The organism is Arthrobacter sp. SlRoot2-15, assembly GCF_059739345.1.
The window spans coordinates 2,298,033-2,322,589 of record NZ_AP046058.1 but is presented as its reverse complement, the minus strand read 5'-3'; the positions used below and the strand labels follow the sequence as shown (position 1 = coordinate 2,322,589).

Here is a 24,557-nt window from a genome sequence, read left to right as displayed (position 1 = left end):
CCGCAACACCAACAGCTTCAGGAGAAAACATCATGCATACCAACTTGCGCAGAGGGCTGCTCGGCACCCTCTTTGCCGGCGGACTGCTGGCACTCGGAACCTCAGTCGCCAGTGCGGCGGACACGACTTCCGGCAGCGACGGCCTCGCCTCCGGCACCCAGGTCATCGCACCCGTCACCGCACCGGTGACCCTCGGGGCGACGTCGATCGGGCTGCTCGGCGACTCCGCCGCCACCAACGGCGGGACCAACCCCGCGGCGCCGGCCAGCAGCACCGGCGGGAGCACCACCTCCGGCAGCGACGGTACCGTCTCCGGCACCCAGGCCACCGCACCAGTCACCGCTCCAGTAACCCTCGGGGCGACGTCGATCGGGCTGCTCGGCGACTCCACCGCTAACAACGGTGGGAGCACCGCGGCCACCACCCCGGCAGCGGCCAACAGCACCGGCGGGAACACCACCTCCGGCATCGACGGTGCCGCCTCCGGCACCCAGGCCACCGCCCCCGTCACCGCACCGGTAACCCTCGGGGCGACGTCGATCGGGCTGCTCGGCGACTCAACCGCCACCACCGGCGGGACCAACCCCGCGGCGCCGGCCAACAGCACCGGCGGGAACACCACCTCCGGCAACGACGGTGCCGCCTCCGGCACCCAGGCCACCGCACCAGTCACCGCACCGGTAACCCTCGGGGCGACGTCGATCGGGCTGCTCGGCGACTCAACCGCCACCACCGGCGGGAGCACCGCGGCCACCACCCCGGCAGCGGCCAACAGCACCGGCGGGAACACCACCTCCGGCAGCGACGGTGCCGCCTCCGGCACCCAGGCCACCGCACCAGTCACCGCTCCGGTGACCCTCGGGGCGACGTCGATCGGGCTGCTCGGCGACTCAACCGCCACCACCGGCGGGACCAACCCCGCGGCGCCGGCCAACAGCACCGGCGGGAACACCACCTCCGGCATCGACGGTGCCGCCTCCGGCACCCAGGCCACTGCCCCCGTCACCGCACCGGTAACCCTCGGGGCGACGTCGATCGGGCTGCTCGGCGACTCCGCCGCCACCAACGGCGGGACCAACCCCGCGGCGCCGGCCAGCAGCACCGGCGGGAACACCACCTCCGGCAACGACGGTGCCGCCTCCGGCACCCAGGTCATCGCACCCATCACCGCACCGGTAACCCTAGGGGCGACGTCGATCGGGCTGCTCGGCGACTCCGCCGCCACCACCCGCGGGAGCACCAACGGCGGAACCAACCCCGCGGCGCCGGCCAGCAGCACCGGCGGGAACACCACCTCCGGCATCGACGGCCTAGCCTCCGGCACCCAGGCCACCGCCCCCGTCACCGCACCGGTAACCCTCGGGGCCACGTCGATCGGGCTGCTCGGCGACTCCGCCGCCACCACCGGCGGGACCAGCCCGGGAACGACCGGCGGATCCGGCGCTTGGGCGCCGTCGGTCGGCACCGAAGGGCACGGCACCGGCGGACAAGGAACCGCGTCCGGCACCCAGGTCACCGCACCAGTCACCGCCCCGGTGACTGGTGCGACGTCGGCCTGGCTGCTTGGTGGTTCCGCGGCCGGCACCGGAGCCCCGGCGGCCGGGGCTGACGAAACGGCCACCCCGCCGGGCAACCACTCCGGCGGCCACGCCTGGGGTGGCGCGTCAGGCCCAGGCACGGCCGCCGCCGCGCAGTGCACTGCCCAGACCGTGGGGTTCGCCTCCACCGGTCAGGCCGCACAGCTCAATGCCGCCGGAACCGGCACCGCCATCTTGGGCGCGAATAACTGGGCTAATCTCGCTGCCTTGGCTCTCCTGTGCGGAGGAGCCCTGCTGAAGCTGCGGCGCCGGTCCGCCTAGGCCCGGGCGGCCAGGAGGCAGGCAGGCGGGACCGCCGCGGGGCGGGCCCTCCTGCCGGCCTCTGGTCAGCGGTGTCGGCCGTGATTACGCTGGCGGGTACCCGTTGCTTCAGGAACGCAGGAAGTAGGACACCATGGACGAACAGGACATCCTCGAGCGCATCACCTCGCTGGTGGAGGAGGAACGAGAGCTCCGGGAACGGGCAGAGTCCGCAAGTGCCGGCCATGACCACGTCCCGGACCGGCTCCGGCTCCGGCAGCTCGAGGAGGACCTGGACCAGTGCTGGGACCTGCTGCGGCAGCGGAGGGCCAAGAAACAATATGGCGAAAACCCGGACGACGCGGAGGCACGTCCCGTCACGCAGGTAGAGGGCTACAACGGCTGAGCCGGGTGGCTCTTGCGGTGCAGGAACGCCCCGACCCGCCAGCCAAACTCGGCCGGGTCCGTTGCCGGGCCCACTGGCAAGTCGCGCGCGGGCTGGGACAGCGGTCCGAGGCCGGTGTCTACCGCGGCTTTGGCGGCCCGGAGCGAAGCCGCGGAGAGGCTCTCCCAGAGCGCGAGCAGCTCAGCAAGCTCAGGCTCGGCCTTGTGGTCCGCCACGCAGGAGCTGACCAGGCCCATGGTGTGTGCTTCCGGCGCCCGCAGCAGGGTGCCCCGGTAGAACAGGTCCTTGGTGCGGGAGGGCCCGATCCGCAGGCTGATCCTGTTCGCAAATGAGGGCGGGACCAGGATTCCGAGGCGGGCGATCGGCATGCCGATCCGGGCCGATTCGGCCATCAGCTGCAAGTCGCAGGCCAAGGCCAACTGGCAGCCCGCCCCGGTCGCGGCACCCTCGACGACTGCAACGGTCGGCATGGGCAGGGCCTCGACCGCCTGCAAGGCCCACTCGATCGTCGCGAAGATCTCTTGCACGTCCACGGCGGCGGAGTGTTCCCATTCCCGCAGGTCCGAGCCCGAGCAGAAGGTGCCGCCGCGGCCACGGATAACGACGGCGTGCACCTCCTGCGCAGCCAGTGACCGGGCGGCTTCCCCGAGCGAGCGCCATTCGGCCGCCCCCATCGCGTTGAAGCGCTCCCCGCTTCCCACCGTGATGGTGGCCACCGGCCCCGAGTGCTCGACGGACACGGCTTCCATGGTCTGCTGCCCCGCCATCACTGGACAGCACCCGCGCGCCGGAGCCCGGCGATCGAAAGCTGATCGAGGCCAAGACTGGCCAGGACTTCGTCGGTGTGCTGGCCCAGAAGCGGTGGCGCCGTGCGCACGGACGCCGGGGTGCGCGTGAGGCGCACCGGGCAGCCCACCACCTTCATTGGCCCTACTGTAGGGTGGTCCAGTTCGGCCACCATGCCCCGGGCCCGGACCTGCGGGTCGGCCAGGGCCTGGTCGACGGTCTGGATCGGGCCCACCGGGACGCCGGCCTGGTCCAGGATCCGCACCCAATCCTCGGCGCTGCGCGTGCGCAGGACCGCCTCAATCCTGGGAATCAGGGTGTCCCGGTGCGCCACCCGGGAGGGGTTGGTGGCGTAGTTCGGGTCGTCCGCGAGTCCCTGGTCGCCGAGGGCCGCGGCGAAGCGCCGCCACAGCCCGTCGTTGCCTACGGCGACCATGACGAAGCCGTCCGAGGTGGGGAACGCCTGGTAGGGGGCGATCGTCGGATGGGCCGAGCCGTAGCGCGTGGGGATATCGCCGCTTGCGAAGTAGCCGCTGGAGACGTAGGTCAGCCAGGAGACGGATCCGTCGAGCAGGCTGATGTCCACCCACTGTCCGTTCCCCGTGCGCTGCTTCTCATGCAGCGCGGCAAGCACACCGATGGTCGCCCACATTCCGGCAACAAGGTCGGCACTGCTGACTCCTACCCGTACCGGCGGCCCGTCTGCCTCACCGGTGACGCTCATGATGCCGCTGCGCGCCTGGGCGATCGCGTCGTACCCCGGCCGGAGGGCGTCCGGCCCCGTCTGCCCGTAGCCGCTGATCGAGGCGTAGACCAGTCCGGGGTTGTCCCGCGAGAGCTCTTCGTACCCAAGACCGAGCCTCGCCGCCGTGCCAGGCCGGAAGTTCTCGACCAGCACATCCGCCTTCAGGGCCAGGCGCCTGACCGCGGCCAGGCCCTCGGGTGACTTGAGGTTGACCGCCAGGCTGCGCTTGTTCCGGTTCACGGAGAGGAAGTAGGCGGCTTCCTCGCCCTGGAACGGCGGCCCCCACTGCCGCGTGTCGTCGCCTTGTCCGGGCTGTTCGATCTTGATGACGTCGGCCCCTAGGTCTGCCAGGGTCATGGTGGCGAAGGGTCCGGAGAGGATCCGGCTCAGGTCGAGGACCAGCAGGTCCCTGAGCGGTCCGGCCACGCCGGCCGGGTCCGTCGGCTGCGGCGCCGTCAGGGGATCGGCGCCTGCCGTTTCGTCAGGGGCGATGCCCGCATGCGTCAGGCTCATACAGTTGCTTCCGTCTTGATTTCAGGGCTTTCTTCGAAGCGGTGGCCGGCCTTCGGCAGGAAGATCAGGGCCAGCATGGCGATGGCGCAGCAGGCGATGATGTACAGCGAGATCGCGGTCGAATTGCCGTACTGGGCCAGCAGCGCGGCGGCGATCAGTGGCGCGGGGCCGCCGGCCACGACGCTGGCCAGCTGGTACCCCAGGCCGGCGCCGGTGTAACGGATGTCCGCGTCGAAGCTCTCCGCGATGAGCGCCGCCTGCGGTCCGTACTGGATGTCGTGCAGGATCAGGCTCACGACGATCGCCACACCCACGATGAAGGGCTCGCGGGTGTCCAGCATCGCGAAGTACGGGAACGCGAAGAGGGCCGTCAGCACGATGCCCACGCCATACACCTTGCGCCGGCCGAACTTGTCGGAGAGCCAGCCGAAGAGCGGCACGCTCACCAGGCCGAGGGCGGCCGCGATCAACGTGTCATCCAGGATCGAGTTGCTGTTGAGCTGCAGGTGCTTGACGGCGTAGGTGATCACGAAGGTGATGAAGAGGTAGAACGGCGCCTGTTCGGACATGCGGACCAGCGCAGAGAGCAGGATTTCCTTGGGCTGTCGCTTGATGACCTCGATCAGGGGGTTCCGGACAATCTTGTTGGACTTGCGGACGGCCTCGAAGTCCGGGCTCTCGATCACACGCAGGCGGACGAAGAGGCCGACGCCGATCAGCAGAATGCTGATGATGAACGGAATACGCCAGCCGAAGGAGGCAAAGCCTTCCGTGCCCGTGATCCCCGAGGTGATGCGGACAACGCCGGTCGAGAGGACCAGGCCAAGCGGCACGCCGATCTGCGGCCAGCTGGCGGAGAAACCGCGGCGTCCCCGGCGCCCCCACTCCATGCTCAGTAGCACCGAGCCGCCCCACTCGCCGCCGACGCCGATGCCCTGGATGATCCGCAGCAGGGTCAGCAGGATCGGAGCCGCGACGCCGATTGCCTGGTAGGTGGGCAGGAAGCCGATCAGCACGGTGCCGAAGGCCATCAGGAACAGGGTGGCCATCAGGGTCGTCTTGCGGCCGATGCGGTCCCCGTAATGGCCGAAGATTGCCGCGCCGACAGGGCGGGCCACGAAGCCCACGAACTGGGTGCCGAAGGCGAAGAGAACGCCGGCGAAGGCGTTCTGGCCGGGGAAGAACAGCTGCGGGAACACCAGGGCGGCAGCGGTGCCGTAGAGGAAGAAGTCGTACCACTCGATGGTGGTGCCTACGACGCTGGCAATGGTCGCGCGGCGTGCCGCCTGCTCCCGGGTCACTGCTTGGGTTGTCATCATCACTCCGTTGTATTGATGTTGAGGGCTCGCGCCCTTATGGATGGCGCCGTGGTGGCGCGGTGGAAGGTCAGGCAGGAACCGGGGCACCGGTGCGCACGCCGCCGGCCAGCAGGCGTCCGGCGCCGTGCATCGCCGGCGTGTGTCCGAGTGCGTTGAGGATCTCGAAGGTGGTGGCTGTCGCTGCCGTGATGACCGGCACGCCGAGTGCGTCCTCGACGGTCTGCACGGCGGCCAGCGACGGCATCTGAACGCAGGCGGACAGGACGACGGCGTCCACGCCCTCCGTGTTGAGCCGGTCCGCGATGCCCGGCAGGGCAAGCGGATCGAGCCGGCCCACTTCAAGGTTGTCGGCCACCGAGAGGCCGATCACGTCCTGCACGGTGATGCCCGCGCCCTCGATGTAGTCGCTGACGGTTTTGGTCAGCTCAGGCAGGTAGGGCGTGACCATTGCCACCCGGCGCGCGCCCAGGTGCTGCAGGGTGCGCACCAGGGCGCCGGCGCTGCTGGTGACCGCCGCCGGATGGCCGTTGGCCTCGGCGGCCTGCGCAATGATCTCCTCGGAGCCGGCGTGGGCCCCCGGGCCCTGGGCCATCACCGCGACCAGGCAGGCATAGGCGATGACGTCGACGTCGGCGTCGGAGACGGACGTGGCGCAGTCCGCCGCCTTGGCCACCATGGCGGCGAGCTCGGCCGCCGTCACGTTCTTCAGGGCCGCCCGGGCCGAGTGGAAGGTGTACCGGTGGCCTGTCGCTTCGCTCTGCCGGCGGAAGAGTTCCGGAAGCTCTGTTTCCATCGTGCTGTTCGAGCTGGGAACGATCAGCCCGATCCTGGTTGGGCCGGCGGCCGGTCGCGCCGTACTTGATTGCTCCACGCCCCGCGGTGTGCTCACAGTCTGTCTCCAAGTCGTTGTCCGAACGTATCAAATCCCACATTGTGAGGCCGTGACCCATCCTGCGGGAAATGTTAGTCTGATGTCAATACCCTCAAAGGACCCTTTCGCCCAAGCGCACCTAGCACGGCAGGGTCCGCCCCGAACAAAGGAAACCCGCGCGTTGGCAAGAGAACAGGGCACCGGATCGACCCCGCTGCTCGTGCTGGGCAAGGTGACGGAAATCCTTAACTGCTTTTCACTCGAGGAGCCGGACCCGACCCTGGCGCAGATCGCGCGCCAGACCGGCCTGCCCACCAGCACCTGCCAACGGCTCGTGCAGAACATGGTCCGCGAGGGCTTCCTGGACCGCGACGGCGACCGTTACCGGATCGGCCTGCGCCTGGTCCAATGGGCCAGCCCTGGCACCTTCGGGCTGGACATCGTCCGCATCGTGCGTCCGATCCTGCAGCAGTTGCGTGACGACACCGGGGAAACAGCCTGCCTCTATATCCGGGACGGAGCCTTTCGCACCGTCGTCGCCGTCGCGGAGACCCGCCACGTGGTGATGCGCCCGTTCCGGGTGGGGCAGGTGATGCCGATCCACGCCGGGGCGCCGGGCAAGATCTTCCTCGCATTTGACCCCGGAGCGCGGGAGGCGCTCGCCGGTATGGAGCTGACGCGCTTCACGCCGAACACCCCCGCCAGCTGGGACGTGCTGGACGAGCAGGTCGAGCAGGCGCGCGGTCAGGGGTTCTTCGCGGCGTTCGGTGAGCGGAACAGCGACGTGGGCTCGATCAGCGCGCCGGTCTTTGATCACACCGGCGAGCTCGCCGGGGTCCTCGGACTGGGCTTCCCCACGCAACGGGTGACCATTGCCGACGTCGGACGCCTGGGTCCGGCAGTGTCGGAGGCGGCCAGGGCCGCCTCAGTTGCTCTGGGGCAGCACACCGCCGCGGCCCCGCCCAAGGCCGGCCGGTCGCGCGGGGTCGCCGCACGCTGACCGCCGTAGCTTCCCCTCCCCCTGAAGGGCGGTCCATGCTGGTGCCATGCAGATCGCGTTCGTCGGCGACGTAATGCTCGGCCGGCTGGTGAACGAGCGGCTGAAGACCGCCGGCCCGGCGTACCCCTGGGGTGACACCCTGCCCGTCTTCCGGCAGGCGGACCTGAGGATCGCCAACCTCGAGTGTGTGCTGGCCGACGGCGGCGTCCCGGAACCGGGCAAGGTCTTTACCTTCCGCTCCGATGCCAAAAACGTGCGCAGCCTCGTCGCCGCGCAGATCGACGTCGTCTCCCTGGCCAACAACCACGTCCTCGACTACGGGCCGGATGCGCTGCGGGAGATGCTGCCGGTGCTGGATCGGCACGGGATCCTCCACTCCGGGGCCGGCCCGGACCGGGACTCGGCCCGGCGGCCCGCGGTGCGCAGGGTGGGGTCCGACGCCGTCGGATTCGTGGCGTTCACGGACAACCAGCCGGACTGGGAGGCGGCGCCCGGCTCCCCCGGCGTTTACTACGTTCCGGCGGAGGCCACCGGGGAGCGCGTCGAGGAGCTCCTGGAGCTGGTCCGGCGGACCGCATCACGCGTCCAGCTCCTCATCGTCTCGGCGCACTGGGGCGGGAACTGGGGCTCCGAGGCCCCGGCCGCCCACCGGGCCCTGGCGCGGCGGCTGGTCGACGCGGGTGCCGGCGTCGTCTTTGGGCATTCGCCGCATGTCGTCCGCGGCGTCGAGGTGTACCGGGGCCGGCCGGTTATTTACGGCGCGGGGGACTTCGTCGATGACTACGCCGTGGACCCGGAGGAACGCAACGACCGGTCCTTTGTCTTCCTGCTGGAGACCGACGGCGGGACGCCGCGGCGGCTCCGGATGGTTCCCACGGTCATCGCAGACTTTCAGGCCCGACTGGCGGGCCACAGTGCCCCGGATATCGCCGGCCGGATGCAGCAGCTGTGCGCGGACCTGGGCGCCGCGAGCAGCTGGGATGAGGCCGGCGGCTGCCTGGAAATGCCGCTGGCGTAACCGCCCGCCGGTCCGTCACCGTGCCGCGGCAACCATTTACCCCCTGATTTTTCCGCGCCGCAGGCCTACCATGAGGGACGGGGGGCACTCGAAAGCGACAACGCTTACTGGAGGCCACGATGTTCACCACTGTCCGCAAAATCTTCCCGCGCATGCAGAAAACATTCGTGGCTACGGGCTGGCACCGCCTCCGGCCCGGCGCCGCCTCTCCCCCGCCGGACGCCGCACGGCCGCGCCGCTTCCTGGCCGGCGCGGCCGCCCTCGCGCTGGCCTCCGGAGGCGGGGTCGCCGCCGCCGCACCCGCGGCCGCCGCCTCGGCCCAGAGCTACATCGTGGTGCTCAAGGACACCGCCGGAGACCCGGGGGCCGTGGCCGCCGCCCACCAGGGGAAGTTCGGTTTCACGGCCTCAAAGGTCTACCGGGACGCGGTAAGCGGGTACTCCGGCACCATGACGGCGGCCCAGGCCGGCAGCCTCGCCGCCGACCCGAGCGTCGACTTCGTCACCCTCGGCCGGCACTTCGACAAGCCGCTGGAGCCCAAGGCGCCCAACACCGAGGTGGCGCCGTTCTGGTGGCTGCGGATCGGCGGCAGCCTGGAAGACGCCAGGGAAGGCGCCAACCAGCGGGCCAGCAAGGACGACGGCGGTTCCGGCGTCAATGTGGCGGTCATCGACAGCGGCATCGACGGCAGCCACCCGGACCTCAATGTGCGCGGCGGAGTGGACTGCACCAGCGGCGAGCCGGTCAAAGTGACGCCCGTTGACGTGATGGGCCACGGGACGGCTGTGGCAGGCGTCATCGGGGCCCGCAACAACGGCGCCGGCATCATCGGTACGGCGCCGGGAACCCCGCTCTGGTCTGTCCGGGTGGTGTCCGACCAAGGATCCATCACCGAGGCCAGCCTGATCTGCGCCATTGACTGGGTGACCTCGACCCGCCGGGACAAGGACCGGAACAACGACATCGACGTCGCCAACATCAGCATCGCCGGCCCCGGTTCCAACACGCCCAACTGCGGCAAGGGAACAGACCCCATCCACTACGCGATCTGCCGCTCGGTCCGGGCCGGGGTGGCGTACGCGGTCGCGGCCGGAAACGCCGCCTCCGACGTCGCCGGAACAATCCCCGCGGCCTACCACGAGGTCGTCACGGCCACGGCCATGGCCGACTTCGACGGGCGCCCTGACGGGCTCGCCCCCAGCATCTGTGGCCGGGACGACTGGAGCGCGATCGGCCAGCGGGACGACCAGCCGGCGTTCTTCTCGAACTACGCGGTCAACATCAAGGACCAGCGGCACACCGTCGCGGCGCCGGGCGTGTGCATCTTGTCCACGGCCCCGGGCGGCTACGGCGTCAACCACGGCACCAGCTTCGCCAGCCCAGCGGTGGCCGGTGCGATGGCCCAGTGCATCAAGCAGAAGGCCTGCCGAGGGTCGGGCGCCGACATCAGTGAGCAGTTCCTCGACCTCGCCGAGTCGTACAACAAGCGGCACCACGACTTCGGGTTCGCCGGCGACCCGCTGCGCCCGGCGGGACCGAAGTACTACGGCTACCTGACCCAGATCATCCGGTTCTAGGGCCAGGGGTCTTTCGGGGATCGGATGGCTCCTCAGCGGCGCCCTGAAGTGCCCGCGCCGGCGGTGCCGATCTCGCGGTTCACCGCGGGCATGATCTCGGTGGCCAGCAGCTCGATTGAGCGCGCGGTCTCGGCAAAGGGGAGGCTGGAGAGTCCGATCTGGGCCAGGTAGCGGCTGTTGCCGAGGGTGGCATGGATTTCCAGCAGCTTCTCGATGACCTGCTGCGGGCTTCCCACCAGGAGGCCGCCGCCGGGCTCGGTCCACTCGTCAAAGGTGGCGCGCGGGAAGTGGTCCACCGGGCGCGGCATGTTCTGCTCGAAGTAGGCGCGGTAGTGCGGGTAGAAGGTGTCGCGGGCCTGCTGCGACGTGCGCGCGACGTAGAAGTGGCCGCCCGCGCCCACCTGAAGCCCGGCGGCATCGTGGCCGGCGTCGGCCGCGCTCTGCCGGTAGAGCTCCACGAGCCGGCGGAACCGGGCGGGACCGGACAGCAGCGCAACGAACAGCGGCAGGCCGAGTCGTCCGGCACGGGCAAAGCTCGCCGGCGTCCCGCCCACACCCACCCAGACGGGCAGTTTGTCCTGCACCGGCCTCGGCGCCACGTCCATTCCGGCCAGGTTCTGCGTCAGGCGCCCCTGCCAGTCAACGACGGCGTTGTCCCGCAGTTCCAGCAGCATCCGCAGCTTCTCGTCGAAGAGGTCGTCGTAGTCCTCCAGCCTGTGCCCGAACAGCGGGTAGGACTCCACAAAGGCGCCCCGGCCCACGATGATCTCGGCGCGGCCGTCGGAGATCAGGTCCAGGGTTGAAAACTGCTCGAAGAGGCGCACCGGGTCCTGGGTGGAGAGCACCGAGACGGCGGTGCCAAGCCGCAGGTTCGTGGTTTCCCGGGCGATCGCCGCGAGCACGATTTCCGGCGCCGAGAGCGCAAAGTCGTGGCGGTGGTGTTCCCCGAGGCCGAGGAGTCCCAGGCCGGCCTGGTCGGCCAGCTTCGCCAGCTCGATGATCTCCTTCAAACGCTGCTGCGGCGACGGGGCACTGCCCGTGCTGATGTTGCGGGAAAGCTCGCCAAAGGTAAAGATGCCAAAGTCCATGTTTTATTGAACATTCAAGTATCGAGTTTCATTCCGGGGCCCGCTTCGACGGTTCCCTGCCCGCTCGACGCTTGGAAACGTCGAGCGGGCAGGGAACCGTCGAAACGGCGCAGGAGAGCCGTCGTTAACATGCCCGAAACATGGCCGTGACGCCGTCTTCACACAACACCGATTCCTGTAACTTCCCTGCAACGTAGTTCCCGACTGCCTGAAACACCGGCCCGCGAGGATTAAACCCGGTTGGGGGCCGGCGGCGAGGTGTCCCGGTATGGCGATTTGTTGAGAAGGGACACGCAGGTGGAACTCACTGCGGGAAACATCTGGATCATGGTCTCGGCGGCCCTCGCGCTGCTCATGACCCCGGCGCTGGGCCTCTTTTACGGCGGCATGACCCGGGCCAAGGCCTCCCTGAACATGATCATGATGAGCTTCGTCTCGGCCGGCATCGTGGGCGTGGTCTGGGTGCTCTGGGGCTACTCCATGACTGGCGGCAAGGGCGTCCTGGGCATCTTCGGGGACCCGTTCGCCAGCTTCGGCCTGGCCGGGCTGATGGGCTCCCCCGAGCTCCTCAAGGCCGGCTTCAGCGCAACCTTCGCCATCATCACCGTCGCCCTGATCAGCGGCGCCATCGCCGACCGCGCCAAGTTCACCGCCTGGGCGCTCTTCGTTCCGGTCTGGATCACCCTGGTGTACTGCCCGCTGGCCTTTATGGTCTGGGGCGGCGGCCTGATGAGCGCCGGCGGGGCGGTCAGCTCCGTTTTCGGCCAGGTGATCGACTTCGCCGGCGGCACCGTGGTCGAAATCAGCTCCGGCACCGCCGCCCTGGTGCTGGTCATGATCCTGGGCAACCGCCACGGCTTCGGCAAGGACCCGGCCCACCGGCCGCACAACATCCCTTTCATCATGCTCGGCGCCGGCATCCTCTGGTTCGGCTGGTTCGGCTTCAACGCCGGTGCGGCGACGACGGCGGAACAGGCCGGCCTGATCTGGGTCAACACCCTCGCGGCCCCTGCCGCAGCCATGCTCAGCTGGCTGGTGGCCGAAAAGGTCCGCCACGGCCACCCCACCTCGCTCGGCGCCGCGTCCGGCGTGGTGGCCGGCCTGGTCGCGATCACGCCCTCTTGCGCCAACGTCAGCCCGCTCGCCGCTATCGGCCTGGGCCTGGTGGCCGGCGCCGCCTGCTGCGTCTTCGTAGACCTGAAATACAAGTTCGGCTTCGACGACTCGCTCGACGTCGTCGGCGTGCACCTAGGCGGCGGGCTCATCGGGACGCTGGCGCTCGGCTTCATCGCCCTCCCGGTGGACGGCCAGGGCGGCGGGCTCTTCTACGGCGGCGGCCTGCACCAGCTGGTTGCGCAGACCGTGGCCGTGCTAATCACGGTCACGCTGTCCGGGCTGGGCACGGCGGTCATCGGGCTCGCGCTGCACAAGAGCATCGGCTTCCGCGTCAGCCACGAGGACGAGGTGGCCGGCGTCGACCGCTCGGAGCACGCCGAGACCGCTTACGAATTCGACGGACTGGCACACAGCCGCTTCAACCCGTTCGGCCACCACCTCCAGGCCCACCACGTGAACGCCCACGCGGCGGCCACTGCTGCTGCCGCTGCCCGGCACGGCCAGGAGCAGCGCCTGCGGGAAGACAGCTTTGCGTAACACCGCGGGGCCGGCCGGGAGCCGATCGGCATCCGCCGAAAGACCCGCCTGACAGAATGGCCTGATGGAACTCGCTCTCGGACTCCTGGTGCTCGTGGCCGTTGTCTGTGCCGGCAGCGCACTGGGCCGCAAGCTCAACGTCTCCGTCCCCCTGCTGCTGGTGCTGGCCGGCGTCGCGGGTTCCTTCCTCCCCTTTGTCCCGCCGATCGAGCTGAACCCGGAGCTGGTCCTGATCGGGCTGTTGCCGCCTCTGCTCTACGCCGCGGCGCTGCGGACCTCGCTCTTCGACTTCGGCTCCAACCGCCGGGCCATCGGGCTGCTCTCGGTGGGTTATGTCATTTTCGGAACCCTCGCCGTGGGCTTGGTGGTCTGGTGGCTGTTCCCGGAAATTCCGCTGGCAGCTGCGATCGCCCTGGGTGCCGTGGTGGCGCCGCCGGACGCCGTGGCCGCGACCTCCATCGCCCGGAAGGTGGGCATGCCCCGCCGGATCGTCACCATCCTCGAGGGCGAATCCCTGGTCAACGACGCCACCGCGCTGGTCTGCCTGCGCGCCGCCATCGCGGCGATTGCCGGGACCGTGTCCGCGGCCGGGATCGCCGGCGGTTTCCTGCTCGCGGCCGGCGGCGGGCTGGTGGTGGGCCTGGCCGCCGCCTACGTCCTGACCGAGCTCCGCAAGCGGATCCGGAACGTCGCCATCAACACCTCGACGTCGTTGATGGCCCCGTTCGTCGCCTACCTCCCCGCCGAGGCGATCCATGCCTCCGGGGTCCTCGCCGTCGTCGTCGCCGGGCTGGTGATGGGCACCAAGGCGCCGTCGATGCCCAACGGGGCTGCCCGGCTGAGCCAGCGCAGCAACTGGAACACCGTGCAGTTCCTGCTGGAAAACTCCGTGTTCCTGCTGATCGGCCTGCAGGTCAGCACCATCATCGAGGGTGTTCAGGACGACTCGCTGGGCGCCGGGCGGATCTGGGCCGGCTGCGCGGTGATCCTGCTGGCGGTGCTGCTGCTCCGGCCGGTGTGGGTGTTCCCGGCGACGTACCTGCCCCGGCTGATCCCGTCGGTGCGCCGGAAGGACCCGGCGCCGCCGTGGCAGTTCGCCGCGATTGTGTCCTGGGCGGGGATGCGCGGGGTGGTGACGCTGGCGGCGGTGCTGGTGCTGCCGGCGGACCTGGAACACCGGCCGGTGCTGGTCCTGGCCGCGCTGGTGGTAGTCGGCGGGACGCTGACGCTGCAGGGCTTCACCTTGCCGGCGCTGGTCCGGCTGCTCCGGGTGCAGGGCCCGGACCAGCGCGAGGACGCCCTTAACCAGGCGTCCCTGATGCAGCTGGCCACCGCGGCCGGGGTGGCGCGGCTGCAGGAACTGCGCACGGACAACGATCCCCCGGAGGTCGTGGCCATGCTGAAGCGGCGGACCCAGGAGCGCGGCCTGGCGGCTTGGGAACGGCTGGGCCGGCCGGCTGCGGAGGCCGCGACCCCCAGCCAGCGCTACGCCCAGCTGCGCCTCGCCATGCTGGACGCGGAACGGGCCAAGGTGCTCGAGTTGCGCCGCGGCGGCGAGTACGCCCACGAGGTGCTCAGCGAAGTCCTCGACCGGCTGGACGTGGAGGAATCCATGCTGGACGTCGCGCTGGAGGAGCTGGACACCCCTGGCGACGGCGGCGGGGAAGGAATCGCGCAGCCCGGCGGGGTCTGCGGACACCTCGAAGCCGCGCCGGACCCGCAGGTTCCGCGCGATCCCTTCTGTGCGGACTGCCGCCGGGAGGGCACGACGCCGGTCCACCTCCGGATGTGCCTGGCGTGCGGGACCGTGGGCTGCTGCGATTCCTCCCCCGGCACCCACGCCTCAAAACACTTCGAGGCCACCGGCCACCCGGTCATGCGGAGCATCGAACCGGGCGAAGACTGGCGCTGGTGCTATGAGGACGACTTGCTGGGGTGATGCCAAGGCCGCCCGCCGCGCGTACCCTCGGTTTGTGGACATTGTCGAGTTTCTGTCCGACCGTATTTCCGAGGACGAGGCCGCGGCCCGGACCCTGCTCAGCGACCGGACCGTCTCCAAGTCCGGCGAATGGTACGAACAGCGCCTGCTCCTCGAATGCGAGGCGAAGCGGCGGCTGATCGGCGTCGTCGAGGCGGCACGGCAGTCGGCGCTGACGGCGATGGTCAGCGATTCGCTCCAGGAGGCCCACTGGGCGCCGCGGTCGCTGGACTGGATGGAGCGCTCGCTGCAGGCCCTGGCGCTGCCCTATTTCGACCATCCGGACTTCGAACAGGACTGGCTTCGCCCCTGAGCTGAAACCGCGCTCGGATTGGCGGCGCGTGAAATATCCCCGGCCGGGATGCCGTTGGCCCGGATATGACAACAATCGGAATCATCGGTGCAGGACACATTGGCAGCCAGCTCGCACGCAAGGCGGTCCAGCTCGGCTACGACGTCGTGATCAGCAACTCCCGCGGGCCCGAAACGCTCGCGAACCTCGTCGCTGAACTCGGGCCCAAGGCCCGCGCAGCGACCGCGGCGGAGACCGCCGCGGCCGGCGATTTCGCCGTCGTTACCGTCCCGCTGAAGAGCATCTTGGACATTCCGGCCGAGCCCCTCGCCGGCAAGATCGTGATCGACACCAACAACTACTACTGGGAGCGCGACGGACGGTTCCCGGCCCTGGACAACGGCGAGACCACGACGTCGGGACTGCTGCAGGAGCACCTTCCCGCCTCCAAGGTGGTCAAGGGGTTCAACCACATCATGGCCACCCAGATCGCCACCGACGGCAATCCCGCCGGCACGGAGAACCGCCGTGCGCTGGCCACCGCGAGCGACTTTCCGGAGGCCGCCGAGCTCGTGACCCGGCTCTACGACGAATTCGGTTTCGACACCGTCAACATCGGCCCGCTGTCCGAGAGCTGGCGTGTGGAACGGGACCGCCCGGCGTACGTGGTCCGCCAAAACGCCGCCGAACTCCGGGACAACCTGGCCAAGGCACCCCGCACCGTCCGCGCCCACTAGGGGCCGTCACGGCGGCGGCGGCGCTTGCAAGCAAATGGCGGGACACCCCCACGGATAACGTGCGACGCTAGTGGCATGGACTTGGAGGTGTCACCCGCGCTTACGATCCCGGCGTCAGAACTCGGCTGGCGGTTTTCCCGGTCGTCCGGGCCGGGCGGTCAGCACGTCAACACCTCGGACAGCCGGGTCGAGCTCTCCTGGAATGTGGCCGAGTCCGCGGTGCTCTCGGACGGCCAGCGGCTGCGGCTCATCGCGCGTCTGGGCCACCGCCTCATCGACGGCGTCATCACCGTGTCCGCCTCCGAGCGGCGCTCCCAGCTGCGCAACCGCGAGATCGCCCGGGCCAAGCTCTCCGCCCTGGTCGCAGCGGGCCTCGCTCCCGACGCTGCCCGCCGCCGGGCCACCAAGCCCACCCGTGCCTCGAACCGCCGACGCCTCGCGGCGAAGGAACAGCGGGCAGCGACGAAGCAGCAGCGACGGCGGCCGCCTGCCGAATGAACCCGGCCGAAGCCGCACCCAGCCGCGACGCACCCAGCCGTAGTGTGCCTAGCCGCGGCTCCAGGGCCGCCGCCACCAGGACTGCTTCGGTTCCGGTGCGGGCGCGGCCGCGGCAGCCGCGGCGGTCCCGGCCGCCCGGCGTTCGCGCCACCGCTCAAGCTCGGCGTCGACGTCGCGGGTCCTCGTGACCACCGGAGGTCCGCCCTGGAGCTGGCGCCGGGCGTCGATCACGCGGGCGTTGAAGTCGGCAAGGATGTCCCGCACCTGCTTTTCGGAGAACTGCTCATCAAGTCGGGCATCGAGGGCGGCGTCCTCGGTGCGGAGCAGAATGGCCGTCGGACCCAGTCCCTTGATGTTCTCGCGCTGGAGCAGCCCCTTCACCCACCAGTCGGGGTCGTACACCTCGCCGAGGCCCGGGATGGGCTTGCCGGCGTACTTCAAGTTGTCGAACTTGCCCTGGGCCATGGCGTCGCGGACCAGGTATTCGGCCTTGGCGGCGTCGTCCACGGCGGCCCGTTTCTGCCGGAGTTGCTCCTCGGCCGCGCTGAGCTCGTCATTATCCTCGACCGTGCTGCCGCTGGCCCGGATCGAGCGCAACTCCGCCGCACGTTCCACCCGGCGCCGGAACGCCGAGCCTCCCCCGCCGCTCATGGGCCACCGTCCTTCCCGCCTGCGCGAATCCCGGAGCTGTGTCTGGGTTTGCCTTCCAGTATGCGCAACGACCGTGCGGCGGCAAAAGGTGCGGCCTCGATGAGACGGGAACCTAACACCCCGGTAACGCGGCGTTAATCCGCCAGTGCGAGGCTGGTGACTTCGGATTAGCACAGAACCCTTCCTGCACCGCAGATCACAAGGAGTTTCAGCCGTGAACAGCCAAGAGCACAATCCGTCCGTGAGCACCGTCACCACTGGCGGCGGGGCATCGCCCCAAGACCTGAGCAGCGTGCACGTCACCCATGTCCGGGAGGACGTGGCGGTGACCGGGCGGTGCGCCAATGTCCACCTGCCCACCGGCCGCACCTGCACGCTGCCGATGCGCCACCCGGGGGCCTGCAGCTTCGTCGGCCCCGAGGAGGCTGAGAGCATCGCGGCGCATTAGTCCTTGCGCCGCCGGCCCAGCCGGCCCGGCAAGGACATGCCGCGGGCCTAATCAGTCCCCGTCGAGGCAGAGTACGAAGTCGGGAAAGACGTGCCGTCCCGGGCGTCCGTCCACCACGTCGATGGCCCGCCGGAGGTCCCCCAGCTGCTCCACGGTCATCTGCAGCGGCGGCTCGTCCGGCTGGTAGGTCGTGTACACCGGGTAGTCGACGCCGGGCTCCCCCGCCATCTCAATGTGGCAGCCCAGCACATGGCTGACCGGGCTTTCCGCGCAGAAGCGCACCAGCTTGTCGACGGTACGGACAAAGGCAGGCCAGTCGTGGATGTAGAGCCGGCCGGGGTAGACGGTGTCTCCGGTCAGCAGGAACCCGGTGTACCGGTCGTAGAAAGTGACGGCGGCGCTGTGGTGCCCGGGGCTCGGCCAGCATTCCAGCACCCGCCCGCCCAGGTTCACCCGGGCCGGCGGGCCGCCGTCGTCGTCGTCGGTGAACCCGAAGAACTCCCATGCGCTGCCCCGCTCCGCGTCCACCACCAGCGTGTCGGGACGGCCCGCAAACTGGGCATCGCCCGCAATGTGGTCGCCGTGCGGGTGGGTGTGGAGCACCAACAGCCCGTAGCCCTCCCGCGGGTGGGCGGGCAGCCACGCCTCCACCAGCCCGTCCACGACGCGGCGCAGCGGGAAGAACTCCGCCGGGGCCGTGGCCCCGGTGTCGATCAGCACGGCGCGGGCGTTGCCGAACAGCAGGAACATAAAGGGCGCCTCGTAGTTGACCGCCATGTTCTGGCGCAGCACGAAGCTGTGCTCGTTATAGGCGTGGACCTGGATGTCCGGATCCGTGTTGTGCTTCGCGGACTCCGAGCCGTGGATCCAGGACACGGTGAACTCACCCGGCCGGGGTACGCCGGAGGTGAAGTCGATCGCTGCGGCGTCGCCCATCGCTACAAGCCCTGCAGGATCTGTTCACGGACCTGCTTCCGGAGGATCTTGCCCAGCATGGAACGCGGCAGGTCCGGGACGGGGACAATCCGGCGCGGGACCTTGTAGCCGACGAGGTGCTCACGACAGTAGGCGCGCAGGGCCTCTTCGTCCAGTGCGGTGCCGGGTTCCAGTTCGACGGCGGCCACCACCAGCTCGCCGCCGCGTTCCAGCGGTTTGCCCACGACGGCGGCGTCCCGGACGTCCGGGTGCAGGCGCAGCACGGACTCCACCTCGGTGGGCGAGACGTTGAAGCCGCCGGTGATGATGAGTTCCTTGGCCCGGTCCACCACGGTGGTGAAGCCGTCTTCGTCGACCGTCACCACGTCGCCGGTGCGCAGCCAGCCGTCGGCGGTGAGGGTCTTCGCGGTTTCCTCGGGGTTGTTCCAGTACCCCTGGAAGACCTGCGGGCCCTTGATGAGCAGCTCGCCCGGCTGGCCCTGCGGGACCTCCACGGCGGCGTCGTCGACGTCGACCACTTTCATCAGGGTGGACGGGAACGGCACCCCGATGGTGCCGGTGCGGCGGGTGGGGTGGAAGGGGTTGCCGAGCGCCACCGGGGAGGACTCGGTCATGCCGTAGCCCTCCACGAGCAGGCCGCCGGAGACGGACTCCCAGAGCTCCACCACGTGGTCCGGCAGGTTCATGGCGCCGGAGATGCAGTACTTGCAGGACCGCAGCGAGACACCCTTTTCCTTGGCGGCCATGGCGGTGCGCTCGTAGATCGGCGGGACCGCGCAGTAGACGGTGGCGGGCGATTTCTTCATCGCGGCCAGCACCAGGTCCGGGTCGAACTTGGGGAACAGGACCAGCAGGCCCTGCTTTCGGATGCCGTAGGTCAGGTAGAGCGTCATGCCGAAGGCGTGGAACATCGGCAGGATCGCGTAGAAAATTTCCTTGCGGTACTCGGCGCCGGCCATCCAGGCCTCGCCCTGCAGGGCGTTGGCGTAGAGGTTGAAGTGCGTGAGCATGGCGCCCTTGGGCCGGCCGGTGGTGCCGGAGGTGTACTGGATCGCGGCGAGGTCGGTCACCGCGGGGCGGGGGTGCGCGGGGTCGATCCGGCCGTGGCCGAGGAGTTCCTTCCAGGGCATGGTTCCCGGCGCGGGGGCCGTCAGCGAAGCCCGGGTCTCGCGCAGCTTCCCCACCGGCAGGGACAGGGCGAGCCGCTTGGCCGCGGGGAAGGCCTCCAGCAGGTTGACCGAGACCACGTGGTCGATCTCGACGTCGGAGGGGAACTCGCGGATGGCCGCCGCGGCCTTGTCCCAGGCGATCACAACCCGGGCCTGGTGGTCCTCGAACTGGTGGCGGAGTTCGCGGGAGGTGTACAGCGGGTTGTGCTCGACCACGACGGCGCCCAGGCGCAGCACCGCGTAGAAGGCGACGACGTGCTGCGGGCAGTTGGGCAGGATCAAGGCCACCCGGTCGCCGGCCCGGACCCCGAGCCGGCGCAGGCCTTCGGCAGCCCGGTCCACCTGCTCGCCGAGCTCCGTGTAACTGGTCCGGCGCCCGAAGAACTCCAGGGCCGGCGCGCTTCCGGCCTCGGCCACGGACCGCTCCAACATGGCGACGAGCGACTCCGTCGGCAGTTCGATCTCGGCCGGGACGCCCGGCTGATAGTTCTTCACCCAGGGCTGCTGGTCCGTGTGCTCCATGCCCACATCATTTCGCGAACTGCGCGTGCGTGCGAATTCGGACCCTCCCTCACCTCCGGGAGCCAAACGACAAACCCTCCCTCAGGTGTGGCGGCAAATCTACCAACGCTCCCTCAGGTGATCTGAGGGAGCGTCCGTCAAGAAACCACCAAACCTGAGGGAGCGTCCGGGATGGGCTTGCGCTACAGCGCGGACCAGCCGCCGTCGGACGCGAGGATGGCGCCGTTGACGTTGGTGCCGTCGTCGCTGAGCAGGAAAGTGATCGACGCCGCCAGCTGCGCCGCCGTCGCCGGGGTCGGGATGTTGGCTCCCATCAGCGGGCCGAGCCGCTCGGCGGCCAGCTGGGAGCCCCAGTCCGCCACGATGTTGGTGATCGTTGCCCCGGGCGCCACCGCGTTGAAGCGCAGGCCCTTCGGCCCGTACATCACCGTGGAGTTCTTGGTCAGGCCGACGACGGCGTGCTTCGACGCGGTGTAGGCAGCACCGGCGGCGGACCCCCGCAGCCCGGCCTCGGACGTCACGTTGACCACGGAACCGGTGCCTGCCTCGAGCATCAGCGGGACGACGGCGCGGGTCAGGCGCATCAGGGCAGTGACGTTGATCCGGAAGACCCGCTCCCAGACGGCGTCGTCCACCTCGTGGACCGGGGCGAAGTTGTCCATGATGCCCGCGACATTCGCGAGCGCCTCCACGCGCCCGCCCGCGGCGGCCACGACGGCGGCGACGGTCTCCTCGGTGGAGATGTCCCCGGCCACCGGCACAAGATCCAGGCCCGCGTTCTGGGTCACGAGGTCATCCAGGCGTTCCTTGCTGATGTCCGCCGCGACCACCCTGCCGCCCTCCTTCGCGACGCGGAGCGCGGTGGCCAGGCCGATGCCCGAGCCGGCGCCCGTGACGATCACGGTCTTGCCGGCGAAACGGCCCGGGGTGATGGTTTCCTGCCATGAAGCTTCGTTGCCCATGATGTCCTTCCAGACGTAGAGGATGGTGACGACTGCGCAAGGTCCCGCCGTCGTAGTTTGACGGGAGGGAGGGCGGTTGTCCACAGTGAGTCAGTGCTCTTGAACGTTGAACTAAGCGCCCCGGGCACCCCCGCCCCCGCCACCCGCCCGCGCCGGCTGGCGGCCCTCATCGGTTTTCTCGCGGTGTCCCTCGCGGTATCGCTGCTGGGCTCCCTGCCGATCAGGATGAACGGCGGCTGGTACGCGGCGGCAGACAAGGCGCCCTGGACCCCGCCCGGCTGGATGTTCAGCTCGGCCTGGCTGGCACTCTACGCGGCGATGGCGCTGGCGGCGTGGCTGGTCTGGCGGCAGCAGCTCTTCCCGCGCCGGAAGGCCCTTACTGTCTATGCCGGCCTGCTGCTGCTGAATTTGTCGTGGCCGCTGATGTTCTTCGGCCTGTACCCGATGCTGGGGACCGCCGCCCTGTGGCTCGCGCTGCTGGTGATCGCAGCGCACGCCGCAGTGGCGGCCGCTGCCGTGCTGCGCTTCGGACCGATCAGCACGACGGCGGGCCTGCTGATGCTGCCCTACGTCTCGTGGCTGGTGTTCTCGGCCAGCCTGAACCTGTACGCGGCCCTGCACAACTAGCTCACTGCGGGAGGACGACGGCGGGATACCCGCCGTCGTCCTCCCGCAGTGCTTGTCCCAGTGCGGACGTCAGGCGCGGACGGAGTCGGCGAGGATTGCGTCCACCTGGCCCAGCGCCCCCTTCATGCCCTCCTCCATGCCCATGGCGACGATCTTCTCCATCTGGTCCTCGGTCTCGAAAGTAGACAGCACCGTCATCCGGGTGCGGTCACCGATCGGTTCCAGCGTCACGACGCCGTGGATCGTGCCCATCTCGGCCACCGGCTCGCCGCTGTCGTCCGAGAAGCCGTCGTCGAACTCAAGGCGGTGCGGGGCCTCCAGCGCCACAAAGCGCCACCAGCCGCGGGCTTTCTCCCCGCCGGGACCGGTCATGTAATAGCTGGCCTCGCCGCCGGGGACAAAGTCGTGCTTCTCAAAGGTCGCCGGCCACGTGGGCGGGCCCCACCAGCGCTCCAGCTGGCGCGGATCCTCCCAGATCTGCCAGACGCGCTCGACGCCGGCGTCGAACTCCGCCACGACACTGAGGCTGAGTGCCTCGAGGTTCTTGACTGAACTGATGACTGTCATGTCCAACCCTTTCCTATCGTTCTTCGCCGGCTTCCGCCCGGCTGCTGCCCGGTGGGCCGTTCGGTGGATCCGTTTCGGCGAGCAGGTCCGCGATCCGCTCTGACCGTTGCCGCCAAATGACTTCGTACTCATCGAGCAGCCGGCGGGCCTTCTGCAGTCCGTCGTGGTTGGCCCGCACAATCTGCTTCCTTCCGCGCTTCTCCTTGGTCACCAGGGAAGCGCGTTCAAGCACCGCCACATGTTTCTGGACGGCGGCAAAACTCATGGCGTAGAGCGCGGCGAGCCCGGAGACTGAGTACTCCCCCACCGTCACGCGGCGCACGATGTCCCGGCGGGTTGAATCGGCAAACGCCTGGAACAGGCGGTCCACCGCTTCGTCACTCAACTGATCTACAACCATTTGGTTGTAGAATAATCCACACCTGCGGGAGTGTCAATGGGTTCGCGGCAGCTCGGGCACCGCCCCCTGCGTCCGTGCCGCGCAGCGGGCCGCGAGGGTTCGGTGCCTAACGTTGTCGGTGGCCTGCGATAAATTGAAAGCACATCATTATTTTTCAAGGGGGACGCATGGAATTTGCAGAAAAACTGTCCGCGCTGGCGGCAAAGGTGCGACAGCAGCGGGGCGTCATTCAGACCGAAGAGGCAACGAAGAACGCGTTCGTTATGCCCTTCATCTCCACAATCCTCGGCTATGACGTCTTCAATCCGATGGAAGTCGTCCCCGAATTCATCGCGGATGTAGGCCTCAAGAAGGGCGAAAAAGTTGACTACGCAATCGTCAAGGACGGCGAAGTACAGATCCTGATCGAGTGCAAAAAGTCCACTGAACCCGTTAAGATCGAACACGCCTCGCAGCTGTTCCGCTACTTCGCCGTGACAAATGCGCGTATTGCAATCCTGACCAATGGCGAGATCTATCAGTTCTTTACCGATCTGGACGCGCCGAACCGCATGGACGCGAAGCCTTTCCTCGTTCTCGATCTCAACGACATCGACGAGACGCTCATCCCGGAACTCCAGAAGCTCTCCAAAGATGTCTTCGATCTCGATTCGATCATCAACGCTGCCGGCGAACTCAAGTACATCGGTGAACTCAAGCGGACGCTGGCTGCTCAGTTCAAGGAGCCGGAAGACGAATGGATCAAATTCCTGACCGGCCGTGTCTACTCTGGCGCCTACACGCAGAAGGTCCGGGAACAGTTCACCGCACTTGTTGCCAAAGCCTCGAAGCAGTTTCTCAACGACCAGGTGAATGAGCGCTTGAAGAAAGCACTCGGCGCGCCCGGCTTCCCGCAGAATGACGAGGCCGCCGCTGCGGCGACGGTCACCAGCGCCCCCGTCGCCGAGGCCGATCTTGAAACGGCTGACGGGATCGAAACAACACTCGAGGAAATCGAGGGCTACCAGATCGTCCGAGCAATCGTGTGCAGCGAGGTCAAGCCTGCACGCGTCTCCCAACGCGATGCGAAGTCGTACTTCGCCGTGCTTCTCGACGACAACAACCGCAAGCCGATCGCGCGGCTTCATTTCAACCGGACCCAGAAGTACATCGGTCTCTTCGGCAGCGACAAAGAAGAAACCCGGGTTCCGATCAGCTCTTTGGAAGAGATTTACGAGCACACTGATGCCCTGCGTGCGAGTGTCAGGAGCTACCTGTGAGCGCAACCGGCTCGGAGGATCTCCAGAGACTGCTCTCGGCCATCAACAGCATCCCCGAGCCGTGGGCGGAATGGCCCGGCGGATACCAGCGAATGGACCTAGCCTTGGTGGACGCGGTCATGTCGATCCGCTTTCGGTATGGCAGGGAGCGCAAAGACCATTCGTGGACCGGCGCCCGCGGGGCCGTGCTCCGATATGAGTACTACACCGAAGAAACTGGAACTCAGGGAATGGTTGGGCTAGCCGCGCAGGACCCGATCGCACTTGAAAAGATCCTTAACCGCCAGAAAGTCCACGCAGGAAAGACCAAAGCAGCGGCCATCGTCGAAGTCGCAAAGCGATTCACGAGTCCCGAGATCGGCATCGCAGAGCGCACCGACCTAGATCCTGACAATGATCAGCACCGGGCAATCTATACGGACGTCAAGGGTCTTGGTCCTGTGACGTGGGAGTACTTCACGATGCTGCTTGGGTACCCCGGTGTGAAGGCAGACACCTGGATTGGCCGCTTCGTAGCGCACGCTATCGGGCGACCCGTCAGTTCCGAACGCGCCGGTGAACTGCTCAAGAGTGCTGCCAAGGTACTCGGAGTGGAACAGACCAATCTCGACTATGCCATCTGGAGCTGGGCGAGAGCGTCGATCGCGCGCGGAAGTAGGCGGGCTTAGGAGAAAGAGGCGGGCGCAGCCCCTCTTCT

At 68.6% G+C, this 24,557-nt stretch carries 25 protein-coding genes; 14 read left to right on the top strand and 11 right to left on the bottom strand.

Features of this window, described 5'->3' with window-relative positions; all coding sequences use genetic code 11:
* The first annotated feature begins 32 nt into the window (after positions 1–32).
* Both AC6I9V_RS10640 and AC6I9V_RS10635 read left to right on the top strand, forming a co-directional pair.
* Positions 33–1,859 carry a beta strand repeat-containing protein gene (locus tag AC6I9V_RS10640; protein ID WP_497899410.1) on the top strand — a complete coding sequence of 609 codons (1,827 nt, stop codon included), beginning with the start codon at positions 33–35 and terminating at the stop codon, positions 1,857–1,859.
* A gap of 133 nt (positions 1,860–1,992) precedes the next feature.
* Positions 1,993–2,244, top strand: a complete 252-nt coding sequence (locus tag AC6I9V_RS10635) for a DUF2630 family protein (RefSeq protein ID WP_349414753.1) — start codon at positions 1,993–1,995, stop codon at positions 2,242–2,244.
* On the opposite strand, the gene AC6I9V_RS10630 is transcribed toward AC6I9V_RS10635, so the two are convergent.
* From AC6I9V_RS10630 to AC6I9V_RS10615, 4 genes are all read right to left on the bottom strand, one after another.
* A complete protein-coding gene (locus tag AC6I9V_RS10630; RefSeq protein WP_349414754.1) occupies positions 2,232–3,011 on the bottom strand; it encodes an enoyl-CoA hydratase/isomerase family protein in 780 nt (259 codons plus the stop codon). The two genes, AC6I9V_RS10635 and AC6I9V_RS10630, sit on opposite strands and share 13 nt — an antisense overlap.
* The gene (locus AC6I9V_RS10625) at positions 3,011–4,288 is read right to left on the bottom strand and encodes a CaiB/BaiF CoA transferase family protein (protein WP_497899409.1); all 1,278 of its coding nucleotides are present in this window, start codon (positions 4,286–4,288) and stop codon (positions 3,011–3,013) included. Before AC6I9V_RS10625 ends, AC6I9V_RS10630 begins: the two co-directional genes overlap by 1 nt.
* Entirely contained in the window at positions 4,285–5,604 is a 1,320-nt protein-coding gene (locus AC6I9V_RS10620; protein ID WP_497899408.1) for an MFS transporter, read from the bottom strand. The genes AC6I9V_RS10625 and AC6I9V_RS10620 overlap by 4 nt, the downstream gene beginning before the upstream one ends.
* 70 nt (positions 5,605–5,674) lie before the next feature.
* Complete coding sequence (locus tag AC6I9V_RS10615) at positions 5,675–6,478, bottom strand: maleate cis-trans isomerase family protein (RefSeq protein WP_497900302.1); 804 nt, start codon at positions 6,476–6,478, stop codon at positions 5,675–5,677.
* Positions 6,479–6,659: 181 nt separating this feature from the next.
* Between AC6I9V_RS10615 and AC6I9V_RS10610 the strand changes: the two genes are divergently transcribed.
* The 3 genes from AC6I9V_RS10610 to AC6I9V_RS10600 all read left to right on the top strand — a co-directional run bounded on the left by AC6I9V_RS10610 (position 6,660) and on the right by AC6I9V_RS10600 (position 10,073).
* On the top strand, positions 6,660–7,478 hold the full coding sequence (locus tag AC6I9V_RS10610) for an IclR family transcriptional regulator (RefSeq protein WP_497899407.1): 819 nt from the start codon (positions 6,660–6,662) through the stop codon (positions 7,476–7,478).
* 46 nt (positions 7,479–7,524) lie between these two features.
* On the top strand, positions 7,525–8,496 hold the full coding sequence (locus AC6I9V_RS10605) for a CapA family protein (RefSeq protein ID WP_497899406.1): 972 nt from the start codon (positions 7,525–7,527) through the stop codon (positions 8,494–8,496).
* Between the two features lie 152 nt (positions 8,497–8,648).
* Positions 8,649–10,073: a S8 family peptidase gene (locus tag AC6I9V_RS10600; RefSeq protein ID WP_497899405.1), complete on the top strand. Its 1,425-nt coding sequence runs from the start codon at positions 8,649–8,651 to the stop codon at positions 10,071–10,073.
* 32 nt (positions 10,074–10,105) lie between these two features.
* Here AC6I9V_RS10600 and AC6I9V_RS10595 read toward each other — a convergent pair whose 3' ends face one another.
* Positions 10,106–11,161, bottom strand: coding sequence for an LLM class flavin-dependent oxidoreductase (locus AC6I9V_RS10595; RefSeq protein WP_497899404.1), 1,056 nt, complete (start codon positions 11,159–11,161; stop codon positions 10,106–10,108).
* 297 nt (positions 11,162–11,458) lie between these two features.
* On the opposite strand from AC6I9V_RS10595, the gene AC6I9V_RS10590 reads away from it, so the two are divergent.
* The 5 genes from AC6I9V_RS10590 to arfB all read left to right on the top strand — a co-directional run bounded on the left by AC6I9V_RS10590 (position 11,459) and on the right by arfB (position 16,319).
* Positions 11,459–12,814: an ammonium transporter gene (locus AC6I9V_RS10590; RefSeq protein WP_497899403.1), complete on the top strand. Its 1,356-nt coding sequence runs from the start codon at positions 11,459–11,461 to the stop codon at positions 12,812–12,814.
* A 64-nt stretch (positions 12,815–12,878) separates the two neighbouring features.
* Positions 12,879–14,753, top strand: coding sequence for a Na+/H+ antiporter (locus AC6I9V_RS10585; RefSeq protein WP_497899402.1), 1,875 nt, complete (start codon positions 12,879–12,881; stop codon positions 14,751–14,753).
* A 34-nt stretch (positions 14,754–14,787) separates the two neighbouring features.
* Positions 14,788–15,105: a DUF6221 family protein gene (locus tag AC6I9V_RS10580; RefSeq protein WP_497899401.1), complete on the top strand. Its 318-nt coding sequence runs from the start codon at positions 14,788–14,790 to the stop codon at positions 15,103–15,105.
* Positions 15,106–15,170: 65 nt separating this feature from the next.
* Positions 15,171–15,821, top strand: a complete 651-nt coding sequence (locus tag AC6I9V_RS10575; RefSeq protein WP_497899400.1) for an NADPH-dependent F420 reductase — start codon at positions 15,171–15,173, stop codon at positions 15,819–15,821.
* 75 nt (positions 15,822–15,896) lie between these two features.
* Positions 15,897–16,319 (top strand): alternative ribosome rescue aminoacyl-tRNA hydrolase ArfB, encoded by a 423-nt coding sequence (gene arfB, locus AC6I9V_RS10570; protein WP_497899399.1) that lies wholly within the window; start codon positions 15,897–15,899, stop codon positions 16,317–16,319.
* Positions 16,320–16,367: 48 nt separating this feature from the next.
* Here the strand turns inward: arfB and AC6I9V_RS10565 are convergent, their stop codons facing one another.
* Positions 16,368–16,970, bottom strand: coding sequence for a DnaJ family domain-containing protein (locus AC6I9V_RS10565; protein ID WP_497899398.1), 603 nt, complete (start codon positions 16,968–16,970; stop codon positions 16,368–16,370).
* Between the two features lie 241 nt (positions 16,971–17,211).
* Between AC6I9V_RS10565 and AC6I9V_RS10560 the strand changes: the two genes are divergently transcribed.
* On the top strand, positions 17,212–17,418 hold the full coding sequence (locus tag AC6I9V_RS10560) for a hypothetical protein (protein WP_497899397.1): 207 nt from the start codon (positions 17,212–17,214) through the stop codon (positions 17,416–17,418).
* 51 nt (positions 17,419–17,469) lie between these two features.
* Here AC6I9V_RS10560 and AC6I9V_RS10555 read toward each other — a convergent pair whose 3' ends face one another.
* The 3 genes from AC6I9V_RS10555 to AC6I9V_RS10545 all read right to left on the bottom strand — a co-directional run bounded on the left by AC6I9V_RS10555 (position 17,470) and on the right by AC6I9V_RS10545 (position 21,007).
* Positions 17,470–18,354, bottom strand: coding sequence for an MBL fold metallo-hydrolase (locus AC6I9V_RS10555; protein WP_497899396.1), 885 nt, complete (start codon positions 18,352–18,354; stop codon positions 17,470–17,472).
* A gap of 2 nt (positions 18,355–18,356) precedes the next feature.
* Positions 18,357–20,045 (bottom strand): long-chain-fatty-acid--CoA ligase, encoded by a 1,689-nt coding sequence (locus tag AC6I9V_RS10550; protein WP_497899395.1) that lies wholly within the window; start codon positions 20,043–20,045, stop codon positions 18,357–18,359.
* Positions 20,046–20,227: 182 nt separating this feature from the next.
* The gene (locus AC6I9V_RS10545; protein WP_497899394.1) at positions 20,228–21,007 is read right to left on the bottom strand and encodes an SDR family NAD(P)-dependent oxidoreductase; all 780 of its coding nucleotides are present in this window, start codon (positions 21,005–21,007) and stop codon (positions 20,228–20,230) included.
* A 93-nt stretch (positions 21,008–21,100) separates the two neighbouring features.
* On the opposite strand from AC6I9V_RS10545, the gene AC6I9V_RS10540 reads away from it, so the two are divergent.
* Positions 21,101–21,634, top strand: a complete 534-nt coding sequence (locus tag AC6I9V_RS10540) for a TspO/MBR family protein (protein WP_349413313.1) — start codon at positions 21,101–21,103, stop codon at positions 21,632–21,634.
* A 69-nt stretch (positions 21,635–21,703) separates the two neighbouring features.
* Here the strand turns inward: AC6I9V_RS10540 and AC6I9V_RS10535 are convergent, their stop codons facing one another.
* A complete protein-coding gene (locus AC6I9V_RS10535) occupies positions 21,704–22,201 on the bottom strand; it encodes an SRPBCC family protein (protein ID WP_349413314.1) in 498 nt (165 codons plus the stop codon).
* A 13-nt stretch (positions 22,202–22,214) separates the two neighbouring features.
* Positions 22,215–22,601 (bottom strand): ArsR/SmtB family transcription factor, encoded by a 387-nt coding sequence (locus tag AC6I9V_RS10530; protein WP_497899393.1) that lies wholly within the window; start codon positions 22,599–22,601, stop codon positions 22,215–22,217.
* A gap of 167 nt (positions 22,602–22,768) precedes the next feature.
* On the opposite strand from AC6I9V_RS10530, the gene AC6I9V_RS10525 reads away from it, so the two are divergent.
* Positions 22,769–23,860, top strand: a complete 1,092-nt coding sequence (locus AC6I9V_RS10525; protein ID WP_497899392.1) for a type I restriction endonuclease — start codon at positions 22,769–22,771, stop codon at positions 23,858–23,860.
* On the top strand, positions 23,857–24,528 hold the full coding sequence (locus tag AC6I9V_RS10520; RefSeq protein ID WP_497899391.1) for a DUF8548 family protein: 672 nt from the start codon (positions 23,857–23,859) through the stop codon (positions 24,526–24,528). Before AC6I9V_RS10525 ends, AC6I9V_RS10520 begins: the two co-directional genes overlap by 4 nt.
* Positions 24,529–24,557: the final 29 nt, after the last annotated feature.

Bases quoted from the DNA above. Each gene is read 5' to 3' on its own strand.
- AC6I9V_RS10595 (WP_497899404.1), bottom strand. From the start codon at position 11,161: ATGGACTTTGGCATCTTTACCTTTGGCGAGCTTTCCCGCAACATCAGC.
- AC6I9V_RS10535 (WP_349413314.1), bottom strand. From the start codon at position 22,201: ATGACAGTCATCAGTTCAGTCAAGAACCTCGAGGCACTCAGCCTCAGT.
- AC6I9V_RS10640 (WP_497899410.1), top strand. From the start codon at position 33: ATGCATACCAACTTGCGCAGAGGGCTGCTCGGCACCCTCTTTGCCGGC.
- arfB (WP_497899399.1), top strand. From the start codon at position 15,897: ATGGACTTGGAGGTGTCACCCGCGCTTACGATCCCGGCGTCAGAACTC.
- AC6I9V_RS10525 (WP_497899392.1), top strand. From the start codon at position 22,769: ATGGAATTTGCAGAAAAACTGTCCGCGCTGGCGGCAAAGGTGCGACAG.
- AC6I9V_RS10620 (WP_497899408.1), bottom strand. From the start codon at position 5,604: ATGACAACCCAAGCAGTGACCCGGGAGCAGGCGGCACGCCGCGCGACC.
- AC6I9V_RS10625 (WP_497899409.1), bottom strand. From the start codon at position 4,288: ATGAGCCTGACGCATGCGGGCATCGCCCCTGACGAAACGGCAGGCGCC.
- AC6I9V_RS10575 (WP_497899400.1), top strand. From the start codon at position 15,171: ATGACAACAATCGGAATCATCGGTGCAGGACACATTGGCAGCCAGCTC.
- AC6I9V_RS10630 (WP_349414754.1), bottom strand. From the start codon at position 3,011: ATGGCGGGGCAGCAGACCATGGAAGCCGTGTCCGTCGAGCACTCGGGG.
- AC6I9V_RS10550 (WP_497899395.1), bottom strand. From the start codon at position 20,045: ATGGAGCACACGGACCAGCAGCCCTGGGTGAAGAACTATCAGCCGGGC.
- AC6I9V_RS10605 (WP_497899406.1), top strand. From the start codon at position 7,525: ATGCAGATCGCGTTCGTCGGCGACGTAATGCTCGGCCGGCTGGTGAAC.
- AC6I9V_RS10585 (WP_497899402.1), top strand. From the start codon at position 12,879: ATGGAACTCGCTCTCGGACTCCTGGTGCTCGTGGCCGTTGTCTGTGCC.
- AC6I9V_RS10530 (WP_497899393.1), bottom strand. From the start codon at position 22,601: ATGGTTGTAGATCAGTTGAGTGACGAAGCGGTGGACCGCCTGTTCCAG.
- AC6I9V_RS10545 (WP_497899394.1), bottom strand. From the start codon at position 21,007: ATGGGCAACGAAGCTTCATGGCAGGAAACCATCACCCCGGGCCGTTTC.
- AC6I9V_RS10600 (WP_497899405.1), top strand. From the start codon at position 8,649: ATGCAGAAAACATTCGTGGCTACGGGCTGGCACCGCCTCCGGCCCGGC.
- AC6I9V_RS10565 (WP_497899398.1), bottom strand. From the start codon at position 16,970: ATGAGCGGCGGGGGAGGCTCGGCGTTCCGGCGCCGGGTGGAACGTGCG.
- AC6I9V_RS10635 (WP_349414753.1), top strand. From the start codon at position 1,993: ATGGACGAACAGGACATCCTCGAGCGCATCACCTCGCTGGTGGAGGAG.
- AC6I9V_RS10555 (WP_497899396.1), bottom strand. From the start codon at position 18,354: ATGGGCGACGCCGCAGCGATCGACTTCACCTCCGGCGTACCCCGGCCG.